Source organism: uncultured Campylobacter sp., from assembly GCF_938040115.1.
In the GTDB taxonomy this organism is placed as follows: domain Bacteria; phylum Campylobacterota; class Campylobacteria; order Campylobacterales; family Campylobacteraceae; genus Campylobacter_A.
In genome coordinates this window covers 1-14937 of sequence record NZ_CALHXD010000193.1, presented here as the reverse complement: position 1 = coordinate 14937, position 14937 = coordinate 1, and the positions used below count along the sequence as shown (strand labels likewise).

General features: G+C 44.0%; 14 protein-coding genes and 2 pseudogenes. 4 read left to right on the top strand and 12 right to left on the bottom strand.

All coding sequences use genetic code 11. The features are described 5' to 3' along the window. Positions 1 to 776, top strand: a 776-nt coding sequence (locus Q0314_RS06730) for an ABC transporter substrate-binding protein (RefSeq protein ID WP_298057711.1), incomplete at its 5' end; no start/stop codon positions are given. 125 nt (positions 777 to 901) lie between these two features. Then, entirely contained in the window at positions 902 to 2935 is a 2034-nt protein-coding gene (locus tag Q0314_RS06725; protein WP_298057710.1) for an ATP-dependent helicase, read from the top strand. Positions 2936 to 3295: 360 nt separating this feature from the next. Here Q0314_RS06725 and Q0314_RS06720 read toward each other — a convergent pair whose 3' ends face one another. Together Q0314_RS06720 and Q0314_RS06715 are read right to left on the bottom strand one after the other, a co-directional pair. After that, positions 3296 to 3700 carry a DUF3237 domain-containing protein gene (locus Q0314_RS06720; protein ID WP_298057708.1) on the bottom strand — a complete coding sequence of 135 codons (405 nt, stop codon included), beginning with the start codon at positions 3698 to 3700 and terminating at the stop codon, positions 3296 to 3298. Further along, positions 3697 to 3837, bottom strand: a complete 141-nt coding sequence (locus Q0314_RS06715) for a hypothetical protein (protein WP_298057706.1) — start codon at positions 3835 to 3837, stop codon at positions 3697 to 3699. Before Q0314_RS06715 ends, Q0314_RS06720 begins: the two co-directional genes overlap by 4 nt. 509 nt (positions 3838 to 4346) lie before the next feature. On the opposite strand from Q0314_RS06715, the gene Q0314_RS06710 reads away from it, so the two are divergent. Next, positions 4347 to 4745 (top strand): hypothetical protein, encoded by a 399-nt coding sequence (locus Q0314_RS06710; RefSeq protein WP_298057704.1) that lies wholly within the window; start codon positions 4347 to 4349, stop codon positions 4743 to 4745. A 142-nt stretch (positions 4746 to 4887) separates the two neighbouring features. Here the strand turns inward: Q0314_RS06710 and Q0314_RS06705 are convergent, their stop codons facing one another. The 3 genes from Q0314_RS06705 to Q0314_RS06695 form a co-directional block, all read right to left on the bottom strand. Then, positions 4888 to 6324, bottom strand: coding sequence for a Mur ligase family protein (locus tag Q0314_RS06705; protein ID WP_298057702.1), 1437 nt, complete (start codon positions 6322 to 6324; stop codon positions 4888 to 4890). Positions 6325 to 6598: 274 nt separating this feature from the next. Beyond that, positions 6599 to 7771 carry an alpha/beta hydrolase gene (locus tag Q0314_RS06700; RefSeq protein ID WP_298057701.1) on the bottom strand — a complete coding sequence of 391 codons (1173 nt, stop codon included), beginning with the start codon at positions 7769 to 7771 and terminating at the stop codon, positions 6599 to 6601. Further along, complete coding sequence (locus Q0314_RS06695; protein WP_002947827.1) at positions 7771 to 8001, bottom strand: type II toxin-antitoxin system Phd/YefM family antitoxin; 231 nt, start codon at positions 7999 to 8001, stop codon at positions 7771 to 7773. The genes Q0314_RS06700 and Q0314_RS06695 overlap by 1 nt, the downstream gene beginning before the upstream one ends. A 142-nt stretch (positions 8002 to 8143) precedes the next feature. Between Q0314_RS06695 and Q0314_RS06690 the strand changes: the two are divergent. Then, positions 8144 to 8959: pseudogene (locus Q0314_RS06690) on the top strand (IS1595 family transposase). Positions 8960 to 9283: 324 nt separating this feature from the next. Here Q0314_RS06690 and Q0314_RS06685 read toward each other — a convergent pair. The 7 genes and pseudogenes from Q0314_RS06685 to Q0314_RS06655 form a co-directional block, all read right to left on the bottom strand. Then, entirely contained in the window at positions 9284 to 10318 is a 1035-nt protein-coding gene (locus tag Q0314_RS06685) for a D-alanine--D-alanine ligase (protein ID WP_298057700.1), read from the bottom strand. 13 nt (positions 10319 to 10331) lie between these two features. Beyond that, positions 10332 to 10886, bottom strand: a complete 555-nt coding sequence (gene ruvA / locus Q0314_RS06680) for a Holliday junction branch migration protein RuvA (RefSeq protein ID WP_298057699.1) — start codon at positions 10884 to 10886, stop codon at positions 10332 to 10334. Positions 10887 to 10914: 28 nt separating this feature from the next. Next, complete coding sequence (locus Q0314_RS06675) at positions 10915 to 11478, bottom strand: hypothetical protein (protein ID WP_298057698.1); 564 nt, start codon at positions 11476 to 11478, stop codon at positions 10915 to 10917. After that, the gene (locus tag Q0314_RS06670; RefSeq protein WP_298057696.1) at positions 11475 to 12407 is read right to left on the bottom strand and encodes an MlaD family protein; all 933 of its coding nucleotides are present in this window, start codon (positions 12405 to 12407) and stop codon (positions 11475 to 11477) included. Before Q0314_RS06670 ends, Q0314_RS06675 begins: the two co-directional genes overlap by 4 nt. Next, complete coding sequence (locus Q0314_RS06665; RefSeq protein WP_298057694.1) at positions 12397 to 13140, bottom strand: ATP-binding cassette domain-containing protein; 744 nt, start codon at positions 13138 to 13140, stop codon at positions 12397 to 12399. Before Q0314_RS06665 ends, Q0314_RS06670 begins: the two co-directional genes overlap by 11 nt. Beyond that, on the bottom strand, positions 13141 to 14277 hold the full coding sequence (locus tag Q0314_RS06660; RefSeq protein WP_298057692.1) for an ABC transporter permease: 1137 nt from the start codon (positions 14275 to 14277) through the stop codon (positions 13141 to 13143). A gap of 2 nt (positions 14278 to 14279) precedes the next feature. Continuing rightward, positions 14280 to 14937, bottom strand: a pseudogene (locus tag Q0314_RS06655) (hypothetical protein); the annotation flags it as partial.

Below are 14937 nucleotides of genomic sequence, written 5' to 3'. Positions count from 1 at the left end.
CTATGAATAACGTCAGCGGCTCGCTAACAAGCAGCGCCGAGACCATCATCGCCTCAAATACGCAGGTAGTTTTTGGGCCCGTCGGTATGATATTTGACGAAAATCAAAGAGCCCAGCTCGAAGCCGCCGGCATCGCAGTCGTAAATATAAATAAATTTAGCAATGCTAGCGAGATAAAAGGCGCGGTTAGCAAAATAGCCGAAATTTTAGGCGGCGATGCGGTAAAAAAGGCGGAGGAATTTAACGAGTATTTTGACGAAAATATAAAATACGTAAGCGAAAAAGTTCAAAATATCAAGGATAAAAAGCGGGTTTTGGCTCTAAATTTTAACTCCGGAAATTTTAGCACGATCAGCAGCAAAGATATCGGCGCGGAGTACATAAAAATCGCGGGCGGCATAAATTTAAGCTCCCAAGATAACGAAACTGACTTTAAAATCTCAAAGATGATAAACGAGGAGCAGGTTATTATCTTTAACCCTGACGTCATCATCACGAACTCTCGCGAAGGCAAGGAAAAAATCCTAAATAATCCTGCGTTTGCAAAACTAAAAGCGGTCAAAGACGGCGCCGTATTCGTCGTGCCTAGCGGGGTATATCTATGGTCGGTTAGAAGTGCTGAAGGTGCTTTGCAGCCGCTTTGGCTAGCCAAAATCTTTTATCCCGAAATTTTTACCGAGTTAAATTTAGAAGACGAAGTCAAAAAATTTTACCTCAAATTTTACCGCTACGAGCTAAGTGACGAGGAGCTAAAAGAAATACTAAATCCAAAATAAAACCGCTAAATTTTCGCCTCGCTCCACAAAACGCGGGGCGAATAAATTTAGCCCTCATCGCTTTTTCATTTTTATAAATTTAAGCCCGTTTGGGTATAATCCACCCTTTTAAACGCGAGGAAAATATGCCCCTTTCAAAACTAAATCAAGAACAATACGCCGCCGCAACCGCTCCCGCCGGGCACAATCTAGTTATCGCAAGTGCCGGCACCGGCAAAACCAGCACCATAGTCGCGCGCATCGCCCATCTGCTAAATCTAGGCGTAAAGCCCGAGAAAATCCTGCTGCTAACCTTTACCAACAAGGCCGCGGCCGAGATGATCGAGCGTCTAAACCGACATTTTGATAAAAAAATCACCTCGCATATCACGGCGGGCACCTTTCACTCAGTTTCTTATTCGCTGCTTAAATTTCTAGAAAAACCCGTCACGCTAAAGCAACCAAGCGAGCTAAAAACACTGCTAAAATCGCTCGTCGAGAGGCGCAAATTTAACCACCTAAGCGACGTTAAACCGTACGGGGGCGCTTATCTTTACGACGCGTATTCGCTATTTCAAAATTTAGCCCTAAAGCAGACGTTTGGCGAGTGGCTAAAGGAGCGAAGCGACGAGCAAGGCGTATATGCCGAGATTTACGAGGACGTTTTGCGCGAATTTGAGGAGGAAAAGAGCAAATTCGGCTACGCGGATTTTAACGACTTGCTTATCAAAATGCGTAACGAACTAAGAAAAGGCGCGCCGCTAAAATTTGAGGAAATTTTAGTCGACGAGTACCAGGATACAAACTCGCTGCAAGGCTCGTTAATAAGCGCTTTTGAGACGAAAAGCCTTTTTTGCGTCGGGGATTTTGACCAGAGCATTTACGCTTTTAACGGCGCAAATATCGAGATCATCGGCTCGTTTAAGGACCGATTCGCAGATGCTAAAATATACGCGCTAAATATCAACTACCGCAGCAGCTCCGCGATCCTGGCTCTGGCCAACAAAGTCATCGCGAACAACCCGCGCCTTTACGAAAAAAAGCTAGTCGTCGGCCGCGAGGGCAAATTTGCCTCGCCAAAGCTGCTAGTTTACAACGAGCTTTTCGACCAATACTCAAACATCGCGCAGGTCATCGCCGTCTCAAAATATAAAAAAGAAAACATCGCCATAATCTTTCGCAACAACTCGAGCGCCGACGGCCTGGAGGTCGCGCTGCGAGAGCTTGGTATCGGCTCTAAGCGCAAGGGCGGCGTGAGCTTTTTTGAAAGCCGCGAGGTGCGCGCCGCGATGGATTTGCTAGGCATCCTCATAAACCCAAAGGACATCATGGCCTTTATCCACATATGCGAATACGCAAAAGGCGTCGGTGCGGCGCTTAGCAAGGAGATTTTCGAGGTGCTAAGCAAGGTCGGACACGGCGACGTCGTGCGCGGATTTTTACAGCCTGACGATAGCGTGGAAGCCTTTGCCAAAAAGACCAAAAACTACCAGCTAGGGCTTTTTGACGAGCTTGACGAGGTTGGTGAAAAGTCTCGATTTGCTAAATTTAACTTTAGCGAGAAATTTTTCGCGCACCCGATTTTAAAAATGCAAAAACTAAGCGAGAGCGGCGGGCAGTTTTTGTATGAAATTTACAACTTTTTAAGCGCCGCCAAACGCCACTCGCGCCCGACCTCGCTGGTAGAAGATCTCAAAAATAGCAAAATTTACGCCCTCATCGCCGATAACCTCGCGACCAAGCGCGCCACGCAAAAAAACGGCAACATAGACGAAACGCTAAAAAAAGAGGCCCTCGAGCGCATCGCGGGCAAGCTAGAGGTGCTGGGCGAGCTAGCCAAAAACTACTCGGAGGCGGAGAAATTTTATAACTTTATCACACTGGGCAGCAGCGAAATGAGCAGCGGCGAAGGGGTAAATCTGCTAAGCGTCCACGCCTCAAAGGGGCTTGAGTTTGACCTCGTTTTCGTAGTCGATCTCGCGCAAAATCGCTTCCCGAACCTCAAACTCATGAGCATGGGCGGCTCGCTCGAGGAGGAGCGGCGGCTCTTTTACGTCGCGGTCACGAGGGCTCGCGACGAGCTGATTTTAAGCTACGCCAAATACGACAAGATCAAAAAGATAAACTACCAGCCTAGCCAGTTTTTGATCGAGGCGGGGATGGCTAGCGCGGGGATTTAAATTTAACTTCAAATTTGGGGTTAAATTTGAGTCGTTTAAATTTAACCGCCCTATTTTATCTTTCGTCTGCGTAAATCGGCGCTTGGCAAAACCCGCACCTTGAAAATGCTAAATTTTAAAAATGTCAAATTTAGAGAAGCTTTTAAAGAAAATTTAAAAAACATCAAAATGAGTAAAATTATCTCAAATTTGACACTATATATTTAAGTAAATTAGATGCAAAACAGGCCGATCTTAACCAAAAGTTATTAAAAATGCCTGTTCTGTGTTTGCAAAGAGTGGTTTTCCTAACCGACGCGAGTAGCCCGCAGCGAGTACGCACAGACTGCACCGCGGGCGTAAATTTGATCACTGCTTTTGTTATTTTACTTCGTAAAATCTAAGTAAAACTTTATCCGGCAATCTAACTGCATAACACACCCAGATTGCGCGCTCCATCCATTTATACTTTGGATCGTAGACTTCAAACTTTGTGGTGGTAGCAAAATAAACGTATTTTGGATCAACAATCTTGCCTTTGGCAGCCTCTTTGGCGGCATCAGAATCGGTGATGTGGCGGATGCCAGCGTTGTCGATGTAGATTTGTGCGCTATCGTCAAGCTTGATCGCGTAGCGCGCCACTAACTCAGTGAGACCGTCTGGGCGCACGACTTGGCTATCGACGCCGTAAGGGAGCACCTCGTCGTTTATCTTGCCGCTTACTTTACCGCCCTTAATGTATATGAGGCGGCGAAGTCCGTGCTCGTCATCCTTACCTACTGTCAAAGGCTTACAACTTCGACGTCGATCATAAAGCCAAACTCAAGTTTTGGTTCTTTGATGTCTTTTGCCGAAATTTCAGCGGCTGCGAGTCCAAAAGAAAATATCATCGCAAGCGCTGCGATAAAAACGCCTTTTCTCATGGCTCCTCCTTCGTTTTGGATTTGTAATGAACATTATAGCTAGTTTTTGAATAAAATCTTAAAACTTTAACTTAAATTTTATATTTTATAAATTTGTGCATTAAATCGTAACAAATTATGTAGCCTGCTTGCCTGTAAGAAAATTTTAAAGTTATAGTTTTATGCCGCTACAAAAGACAATTATGATAAATTTTAAACGAATGGATTTATGTTAAATTTAATAATAGTCTAAAACATATAGCGCTAGAATCTTTATACAAATTTTATCAAAGGCTATAAATGTCGGCCGTTGTTTTAATTATTATGATTTCATTTGCTTGGGCTATAGTTATATATCAGATTTATTTGTCAAATTTAAACAAAATACTAAAATTTGTGTCAATGCTAACATGCCTAGCGATGTCGGGCGTTTCGACTTTATTTTCCGTGCTTTTAACGCCGTTTTTTCTAGGACTTTTTCAAAAAAGACAAATAAAATTCGATAAAAAATCGTTTTCATATTAGCAATATTGCTTGCTTCTATAAGCTTTATAGACGTTAAAAACCGCATCGTTTACGAATATAAATGCAATATCCAAAAAGACTATGAAATAATCGTACTCGATAGCAACTTTACGTTAAGCGATTTAGACAATATGTATGTGGATTTTTTAGGCGAACAGGATGACTCTAAATTTACCAAAAAGCTAAACAATATAAATATTTACAGCGATACGCATAAGACAAAAGTGGTAGCTAAAATTTACAATATTTATTGTCCAAATTCGTTTATTTTAGCTAGTATTCAGAAGGAAATATCCGGCACGGAAGGTGGACTATCTTGCGGGTATACTAAAACGGGTTTGTTGCAATATAACTATGAATTAAAACAGATACTTGCGGAAAAATTGGCCAAAAATAAGCGATAGAATTTTTAAATTTTAGCTAATAATACCACAAATTTTAACGTAAATCTTTACTTTATAATGTCAAATAGCTTAAACTACTGCAAGCCCATAAATTTAGTCTAAAGATGAAAATTTAGCCGTCCCCAAACCCTCAAATTTACCCCTACATAAAGCTCGGCGCGTCGTTTGAAAAAAGGATCAGATCGCCCGCTTTAGTGTTTTGTGCCAGGGCTTCTTGCATTTTTGATTTGTCCTTGATGACGATAACTTTTGGCCTACTTAGGTGCTTTAGCAGCGCGACGGCGTTTAGCGAGCTTGTCAGCATGACGATATCAAAGGTCTTGTTGATGATCTTGCTTAGTTTTTCGTTCTCCTCGTCGCTGCTCTCCATGATGCCGGGCGTCACGAGCACCTTGCGCCCTTCGTAGCTGGCGACTAGCTCGTAGCTCGCGCTCATACCGTTAAAGTTACCGTTAAAGCCGTCGTCGATGATGATTTTGCCGCCCGCGTCAATGCGCTCAAGTCTGTGCTCGACGTTTTTTAGGCGTGCTAGAGCTGCGGCGATCCTAGCCTCGTCTAGTCCCAGATATAGCGCAGTTTTGACGCAAACGGCTAGGTTTGCAGCGTTAAATTTACCAAGTAGCGGCGAAGCAAATTCCCTCTCGCCAAGCTTAAATTTAACCCCATCCAGGCTCGCCTCAACGCCGCTTAGGTCTTTGTTGTAAATTTCTATCTTTTCGCCCTCGTTTGCCTGCGTACCGCTATGAACGAAAGCCTTTTCTAAGCGCTTTGAGCCAAGAGCCTCAAGCTTTGTGGCGCGGATATTTTCGAGCGTTTTAAAGTACTCGATATGCTGCGCGCCGATCTCGCCGACGATAGCGATCTGCGGGCTCAAAAACTCCGTGATCTGCGCGATGTCGCCTTTTAGGCGCGCGCCCGCCTCGGCGATATATATCTGCGTACCGACAGCAAGCTCGTTGTTTACGTCTTGGATGAGGCCTGCTAGCGTGTTTACGCTGCGAGGTGTTTTGCGGCAAACGAAATCGTTTTTAAGCAGCTCAAATAGGAAATTTTTTATACTGGTTTTGCCAAAACTCGCCGTTATCATGATGATTTTGAGCTCCGGCATCGAGGCTAGCTTTTTGCGCGCGCTGTTTTCGTAGGCCTTAAATTTAGCCTTTTCCAACAAAAAGCTAATCGCGAAAGAAACCACGAGCGGCAGGACGACGCCTAAATTTACGCGGTACTGCGTTGCTATATAAACGGCGTAGCTAGCGATAACGGCGAGCGCTAAGATAACAAAAAATCGCTTGACTCGCGGCGTAAAAACCAGCTTTTTATCGAGTTTTTTGTGCCAAAGAGCGAGGCTTGGCACCAGCGCAAAGTAAAAATAAATCCAGAAAAATCGCTCCGCCACATAAAAAAGCACGATCGGCACGATAAGGAAAAACACGTGCCACAGCGGCCTAGTGAAGTGAAACAGCACGCGCTCGAACTTGTAGGAAAACCACTGAAGGCAGGTTATGAGATAAAATCCCAGCGCAAAGGTAAATAAAATCTGCGTCGCAGCAAGGCCGATATTTATGAGGGTTTCGTTCATTTTTTCTCCTAGGTTCGTTTGAGGCGGGCTTTCCCTGCCGCTTTTGCCAAATTTGACATTTTGCAGTTTGTTTTGCAGATTTGGCGTAAATTTCGATAGTTTTTCCGTTAAATTTGAGAGCTAAATTTAAACGCCCTGCTTTATTTTTGTGCCGTAAAATGCAAATATTTATCAGCCGAGATTTTACAGATTTTGGGCTTAAATTTAGCTCGTAAATTTGATGTAGGCCTGCCAAGCCTGCATAAATTTAATACTGATACCGTAATCTAAGGCGCTAGCTCAAATCAAACGTTTGTTGCACAGGCTTTTTGGGGCTTTTTTGATCGCCCGGCTCATCTTTTGGTAAAATTTGATTTTGCTCGTCGCTGATTAAAGCGTCGATTTTAGGCTCAGGCTTGTCTTGCGCGATTTCTTGCTCGTCAAACAAATTTTCTTTAAAAACATTTTTTGCAGAAATTTGACCGTTTTCGTCACTCACATCGTCAAGTTGCGGGTTTTGATCCACAAGGTCGCCGCTTTGTGACCGCTCGTCAAAAAGGCTACTTTGAGAAATGGTTTTTGCGCTCGCCTCTAAATCCGCACGAGCTGGTTCGGCCAAATTTTGTTCGGTAGTATTTTTAAGATCGCCGTTTTCGTTGGCGCTCTCGTCATCCTCGCTCAAATTTTTATAGTTTTTCAAGCTTATAACTTTCACGCTCTCTATGCCGCTTTCATCATCCAAGTCCGTCAAATTTAGCCCCGCATTCACGACGCCATCGATATAGCGAGCGTGGAGTAAAAAGAAAAAATGATCGCCCTTTAGCGCGTGAAATTCGCTGTTTTTGATGAGACGACTCACGCGTTCGCCGCTTTTTAGAGGCGTGGCCTTATCCTCCTCGCCCCAAAATATAAACGCCTTGCCGCCAAAGTCTGCAAATTTAGAGCTAAAGTCCTCATCGACGACGTTTTTTAGGGTCTCGTACATCGTTTTGCTCATGCCTTTTACGTCTTTCGTGGCGAAAAATTTGTATAAAAATCCAAGGCCTAACAGCTTTAAAAACTTAAACAAAGCGATCTTAAAACGCACCCAAAGCGGCTTTTTAGCCACGATGCCTGCCGAGCTTAAAAGTGCGAGATATTCGGGATTTAGCAGGGTTGCGACCTTGCCGCCAAAGCTATGCCCGAAGATGATTTTAGGGCTTGCGCCAAGCTCGTCTAAAAAGGATTTTATGATTTTTGCGTAGTCTTTCGTCGCTAGCGCGCCGTGCATACTGCTCGCGCCAAAGCCCGGCATATCGACGTAAACGTGACGAAAGCCCTTAAAATGCGCGCCGAAAGCCTTTTTCATGATCTCTTTGTTTGCGCCCCAACCGTGCAAAAATAGTGCGACGTCCTTATGCGCGGGATTTACGGTTTCGTAGCTGATGCGGTAAATTTTGCCGCCGTATTTTACCTCTTTGACCGCCATTATTCGCCGCTTCCGGCTCGTTTTTTAGCCTCATAAATGCTTTGCAGTACCTCGACAGCCTCGCATAGGCGCTCGTACTCGCCCATATTTAGCAGTACGGCTTCAAATTTATTATTTTTAACGATCACGGCGCGCTTCATCTGCGCCTTGCCAACCTTGCCTAAAACGGCGCTGAAATTTCGCACCACTTCCGTCGCCGTATAAATTTCATCTTTGCTAAAAGTAGTCATTTCTGCTCTTTACGTAAAATTTTGTGTAAAATATAGCATATTATCTTTAAATTCAAATTAAAATATAATGGCGCATTATGTTCGTTAAAATTTATGGCTCTCTTTAACTTAAGCTCTTAAAAAGGAGCTTTAAACTACTATGTTGTCAATGAAAAATAAGTATATAGTTCGTTCAAGAATTTCTGAAGCCAAATTTCGTGAAATTTTAAAGTATTTTTGTACCGATATCGAAGCTGCAAAAATAGCCAAATTTACTAAAATTTCAGAAGTTAGCTTGCGTAAGATCTTTAAACGAATAAGAATTCTTATGGCTACCGAATGCGAGAAAATATCTAAGTTTTCAGGCGAGATTTCCAGCTCGCAAGCTCGCCTAGAAGCTTCGCTTTGAAATAGACGAAAGTTACTTCGGAGCCAAGCGAGTAAGAGGTCTTGTGCTCGCACTCTCTTTGAGAAAAGAGGTAGAGGAGCGGCAAATAAAACTCCGGTATTTAACTTCGCTTCGCTCGTTACTGCGAGCAGAACGGTATGCTAAAGCGCGACGGCAAGGTCTATACCCAGATAGTTAAAAACTGTTCTGCAAATGAACTAATACCCATACTATCACAATATAGCGAGCTTGATAGCTCTACTATTTATTCAGACTACTGGAAAGCCTATGACGGACTTGTTGATTACGGAGCCAAAGCGCACTATAGGGTAAAACACTCAAAAAATGAATTTTAGCTACGCTGCGCTTGCTACTTTGCAAGACGCAAACGGTAAAAACCATATAAACGGTATAGAAAACTTCTGGGGATACGCTAAGCATAGACTATCTAAATTTAAAGGGATTAAAAAAGATAATTTCTTGCTTCACCTTAAAGAATGTGAATTTAGATATAATAACGGAAACAATTCAGAAATACTATATCAAAAACTACTTAAATTGATAAGAAAAAATCCGCTTAAGTTAAATTGAGCCAAATTTATTTTAGAGCATTTTATATTTTTAGAGTGAAATTTGCAAGTATATAAAAGGCGGGGTAGTAAAATTTGATGAAAATAGCCGCTTCATCAAATAATAAAGCGAGTTAAATTTGACCTAAATCGGCACTTTAACGCTATAAAATGTTGAAAAATAAGCCGCACTTTTACCTAGCAAGCGCAATAGTCGTCAAATTTAAAAGCTAACGACCGAATTTAATAGCGAAAAAACAAAAAAGCCGCCAAAAACAAAGCGTCTAAAGCAGTAACCAAACGTCAAATTTGCTAAAAAAGGCGCGCAAAAATACCGTCGCCTCTTTTACAACTTGCCTTTTGCCGACGTTATAGAGCTGATAAATTTGTAGTCGATATTTATCTCGCGTTCTTTTGGCAAGCTTGCGGCGAGTCGCTCCAGCGTCCCCTCAAAGTCGTCAAATAGATAATTGGCCATACTGCCAGGGTTTGGATTGATCTCGTTTAGATAGACTTCGCCGTTTACCTCAAAAAAGTCGCAGCGTATCAGCGCCCCGTCAAAGCCGCAGTTGTAGATGCGCTCAAAGCTTTGTTTTAGCTTGGCGGCTAGCTCTGCGCTGATGTCGGCCTCGCGCGCCCTGCTCTCGTTTGAAAAGCTCATATATTTTTGCTCGTAGTCTAAAAATTCCTTCTTTTTAGGCTCTTCGATAATCGAAAATTTTATCTCGCCGTCCGCCTTGCAGCCTGCTAGATTGTACTCCTTGACACCCTCGATAAAGGGCTCTACCAGGATCTCTTTGTCAAACTCGTATGCCACGTCTAGGCCGTATTCTAGCTCACTAGCGTCTTTTACCACGCTAACTCCGATCGAGCTTCCTAATCTAAGCGGCTTTAGGATCACGGGTAGCGGCAGGCTAGGCGCCTTTCCTCTGCTTACAACCTCGTAGTTTAGGGTTTTTACGCCGGCTTTTTGCGCGAGTAGTTTGGTTAGCTCCTTGTTGTAGCTTAGCGCGCTAGCCTCCACGCGAGGACCGATGTAGCTAAGGCCGTAAAACTCGAGCAGCGCCGCGATCTTGCCGTCCTCGCCGTCCATACCGTGGACTAAATTTATAAACACGTCCGCTTCGACCTTTTTCTCGCCAAACATACCGCCCGCGAAAAATCCGCCCTGTTTTAGAGTGAGCTTTTTGGCGTTTTTATACTTGCCCGAGCTAAAGAAATTCGCCTTCATATCGGCGCCGTTTATCAAGTAAAATTCTCTAAATTTATCGCAAAATATAAATAAGGGTTCGTTTTTTAGTACCTTTTTTAGGGCTATGGCGCTTACGATACTGATCTCGTGTTCGTAGCTTTTTGCGCCAAATATCACAGCAAATTTCATATCTTTTCCTTTTTTATGCTAGTTTTTTTAGGGCTTGTTTGACGAGTTCGCCCGTATTTTGCGCGTCGCACTCGCTAAGCGCCTTGATTATCTTTTCTCTTTTAAAGCCGAGGCTCTCCAGTGCCAAGATCGCTTCGTGCTGATAGCTAGGCAGATTTTCGTCCATCGTCATCTTTGCGTCGCTAAGTTCGGCGATGATGCGTCTAGCAGTCTTTGCGCCGATGCCCGGCACCGTTTGCAGCGCCGCAGCGTCCCCGCTTTTTACCGCGTTTAAAAATGCGTTCGGATTTAGGCTTGAGCACACCGCCATCGCCGTCGCCGCGCCGATGCCGCTTAGTTTTATCAGCATCTCAAACATCTTTTGCTCGTTGCTATCTAAAAATCCGTAAAGCAAGTCCGCATCCTCGCGAATGATCTGCGTGATGTTTAGCTCCACCCTCTGGCCTCGCTCGAGTTTTGCCGAGCAAAAAAGCGAGATAGCCACGCCGTAGCTAACGCCGCCGGCCGTCTTTAAAATGAGATTTGCGGGCTCTTTTTTGGTTATCACGCCCTCGATCGCTTTTATCATCGTTTTCCTTTAAAATTTGCGATTATCTCTAAAATTTGATTAATTCTTGCAAAAATTTATCCGTCACTTCGCTAAATGCGGCGTTTAGCGCCTTCATCGCGATTTCGCCCTCGTCCGCGTCTGCGTCTTTTTGCGAGCTTAGCACGACGCTTTTTAGCTCTTTGCCGTCTTTAAAAAAGCTAAACATCATGGAAATTTGCGCCTTTTGATCTTTGATTTGAAGCGTGAGTAAATTTGACTTTACGCTAATGTCCGCGTTTTTAAAAGATGGCTTAAACGCACATTGATTGCTTGCGGCTATGATCAAATTTCGCCTAGCCATCTCGCTTGGGAGCGCTAAAAATTTGATATTTTTTAGCGGACGAATCTCGCCGTTTGCATCTACCTTTAGGACTTCGCGGCTCTCGTACGCGCCAAAAACCCGCACCTCCTCGATGAAAACCGTTTTTTCCGGCCTATTTTCGCACTCTTTAAATTTATCCTCCGCGCCGCCTAGCATAAAATAATTCGTCCTAGGCGCAGGCTTTGCCAAGACGCTACAACCGCTAAAAAACAGCGCCGCCAGAGCTAAAACCGTGCTTAAAATTTTCATTTTTCGTCCTTTTTCTGCGTGTCTTTAAAGAAAAATTCGTACGGGTCGTCCTCGAGTCTAAAAAGGGTATTTCTAAAATCAGAAATCAACTTTTGAAAACTAAGCAGCGTCCTCTCCGTCTCGTCGCCAATCGTATTTAGCGCGTCTTTCACGTCGTATTCGCCGCTTTTTATCTTTTCTGCTATCGCGGTTTGTAGATTTTTTAGCGCCTGCGCGGCGTCTGTTGCCTTAGTCGTAAACGAATTTACGAACTCAAGCGTGCCCGAGGCGTTTTTTAGCGCTTTTTTTAGCTCGTTTAGCGTCAAATTTGCATTTGCCAAAACCTCGTTTGCGTTTGCGATAGTCGCGTTTATATCGAGATTTCCGGCGTTTATCTTTTTCGCGGCTTCATCAACCGAAACTAGGATAGACGAAAATTTAGCCGCGTTTTCGTCGCTTAAAAATTTATTGATATTTTTAAAGGTAGACTCTAAATTTTTTGTTAGATACTCGGCTCTATCGCCGATTTTGTCGAAAAAACCGGCCTCAAGCCCGATGTAGGCCTTTTCGTTTTTATCAAAGAGCGGGCTATCCATGCTGCCGCGCGAGATATTTAGGTAACCGATACCAGTGATGCCCTGAATCTCCGCAGACGCCGTGCTATCGGTTCTAATGGGTATATCTTTTCTCACCGATAGCTCAAGCTCGATGAGGGCTTCTTTTTCGTCGGCAAAGCGGATGTCCTTGACTGTGCCAGCGTCTACGCCGATAAATTTGACCGTGGAGTCCTTTTTGATGCCGCTTGGCAGGCTTGTTGTTTTGATGAAATACGACCTGTAGTCATCGGCCTTTTTCCCATATCCGCCAAGCCACCACGCCGCGATACCTAGCGCGCTCACTACGAGCACGAAAAAGAGCCCTATCAAAGTATAATTTATTTTATTTCCCACCGTTTTTCCTTGTTTTTAAAAGCTCTTCGAGCGGATTTTCTGGCATTTTCATTAGCTGCTCAAACGTCCCCTCAAAGGCTATCTTTTTATCTTGAAGTATCAAAAATCTATCCAAAATCGTACAAATACTATCTATATCGTGCGTCACCATCACGACAGTAACGCCAAGCGTATCTCGCAGCTCGACCACCAGCTCGTCAAACGCCCGCGCGCTGCTTGGATCAAGGCCGGAGTTTGGCTCGTCTAAAAACAAAATTTTAGGACTCAGCACCAGCGCTCTAGCCATCGCTACGCGCTTTTTCATACCTCCGCTTAGCTCGCTTGGATACTGCAAAGCGACGTTTTCGCTAAGACCTACTTTTTGCAGCCAAAACATCGCTATCTCGCGCATCGATCGCTCGCTCATGCCGCTATACTCTTTTAGCAGGATGTAGATATTTTCCAGTACGTTCATCGAGGTATAAAGCGCGCCAAACTGAAACATCACGCTGCAAGCGAGCTTCATCTCCTGTCTAGCCGCCTCGTCTAGCGACCACAGATCGCGCCCCAGCATCTCGACCTTGCCGGCGCTTGGCTCTTTTAGATATATCATCGTTTTCATTAGCGTCGATTTACCCGTACCGCTACCACCGAGTAGCCCGTAAATTTCAGCCTCGTTTACATGGAAATTTAGCCCGTCGTGGATCACTCTGTCGCCAAATTTCGTCGTTAAATCAGTCGCTTTTATTATCATTTATATGCCTAGCTGCGTGAAAATAATCGAAAACAGCGCGTCCACCATGATCACGCCAAATATCGCGTTTACAACGCTCACGGTCGTATATGTACCCACGCTTTGAGTGTTTCCGCCGATCTGAAAGCCCCTCATGCAGCCGATAAACGCAATCACGACGCCAAAAAACGGAGCCTTAAAAAGCCCGACGTAAAGGTGCTTTATGTCCACCTCTTGGCCAAATCTCGCCAGGTAGCTATCAAAGCTGATGTTTAGGTAGTTTTCCATCACGACCATCTCGCCGAAAATCCCCGCCACGTCGGCTAAAAATACGATAAGGGGCATGGCTACGATGAGAGCTATCACGCGAGGCAGAACGAGAAATTTAAACGGATCAAATCCCATCGTTTTCATCGCGTCGATCTCTTCGGTGATTTTCATAACGCCGATTTGCGCGGTAAAGCTTGACGCCAGGCGCCCCGCCACGATGATGGCTGCGATGAGCGGAGCTATCTCGCGCAGGGTTAAAAGCCCCATCATCTCGACGATTATTATCGTAGCGCCAAAACTCGCAAGCAGGCTTGAACCCTGATATGCCAGCACGATGCCGATGAGAAAAGAAGTAAGGCACACGATAAAAACCGACTTTATGCCCGCATCTTCAAAATAAGCCAAAATTTCCTTCACGCGGATATTTTTTAGCATAAATATCTTACAAAATTTAACCAAAAACTCGCCCATGAAATTTAAAAATGCGCAAAATCCCGCAAAAAACGCGGCCAAATTTTTGCCAATTTTCGAGAGCGGATTTCCGTGCGGTTTGGAGTTTATGATCTGTTTTATTTTGGGATTTACTTCGCTATTTATCGAATCAAAAATCTTTTGCGCGTGCGGGTTTAAATTTACGAGCTCGTACTCTTTGCTGGCATTTAAAAAGGTATTTTTAAAAAACAGCGCCGCTGCGTAGTCAAACTCTTTTACGTCTTTAAAATTTAAGACGATTTTGTTAAATTTCTTTGAGCCGATGAGCGCGGCCGTCTGGGTCCAAATTTGAGCCGGCAGCTTGTAGTTCCAGTCGTTTTTTAGATTTATAGTTAGCTTGCCACCGCCTTGCTCGCACTTGTAAAATTCGCTTTCAAATTTTAAAAAAAGAGGCAAATTTAGGCCTTTCTGACGTTGTTGTTTTTCTTAACTACGTAGTCTATATCGCCATCCTCGGTCTCGACCTTGGCTATCGTTATGACTCGAGCGATTTCGTTTTCGCGGGTGCTGTACGTGATGTCGCGAGCAGGATCCACGAGCCTAAATTTTATCTCGTTAAACTCGCGCCAGTTGCTGTGATTTATTACCTTTGAGTTAAATATTCCGTCTTGAATATTGGCTATCTCGCTTTTTAGCTCGGCGATCGCGGCTTTTTTCTCGCGAAATTCCTTTAAAAGCGCGTTATACTCGTGCACCAGCTGCTGATACTCTTTTAGTTTTTTCATAAATGTTACTGGCGGAGTGTTGTTAGTGCTTTTTAGTTCCTCGATTTTAGCTTTTATGACGTTTATCGGACCTTTGTTTTCCTCGATAACGCATCTTTTAGACTCCAGCGTGCGCGGCATTTTTACGATCTGTTCTCTGATGGTTTTTATCTTTGCCATGCGCTCGTTTATCTGTTCGCCCGTGTTTTTTATCATGCTAAAATCGACTAAAATTTTATTATTCACGCCTTTTAGTTTTTTTATCTCTAGCGTGTCGGCGATTATGATGTTTGAGTTTGACACGAGAGTATCTATGACGACGCTTTCGGCGATTATCTCGCCGCCGATGACT

Coding starts and splice junctions, on each gene's coding strand:
- Q0314_RS06725 (WP_298057710.1), top strand. CDS start 902: ATGCCCCTTTCAAAACTAAATCAAGAACAATACGCCGCCGCAACCGCT.
- Q0314_RS06715 (WP_298057706.1), bottom strand. CDS start 3,837: ATGAGAAAAGGCGTTTTTATCGCAGCGCTTGCGATGATATTTTCTTTT.
- Q0314_RS06705 (WP_298057702.1), bottom strand. CDS start 6,324: ATGAACGAAACCCTCATAAATATCGGCCTTGCTGCGACGCAGATTTTA.
- Q0314_RS06700 (WP_298057701.1), bottom strand. CDS start 7,771: ATGGCGGTCAAAGAGGTAAAATACGGCGGCAAAATTTACCGCATCAGC.
- Q0314_RS06695 (WP_002947827.1), bottom strand. CDS start 8,001: ATGACTACTTTTAGCAAAGATGAAATTTATACGGCGACGGAAGTGGTG.
- Q0314_RS06685 (WP_298057700.1), bottom strand. CDS start 10,318: ATGAAATTTGCTGTGATATTTGGCGCAAAAAGCTACGAACACGAGATC.
- ruvA (WP_298057699.1), bottom strand. CDS start 10,886: ATGATAAAAGCGATCGAGGGCGTGATAACCAAAAAAGAGCCCGCAAAT.
- Q0314_RS06675 (WP_298057698.1), bottom strand. CDS start 11,478: ATGAAAATTTTAAGCACGGTTTTAGCTCTGGCGGCGCTGTTTTTTAGC.
- Q0314_RS06665 (WP_298057694.1), bottom strand. CDS start 13,140: ATGATAATAAAAGCGACTGATTTAACGACGAAATTTGGCGACAGAGTG.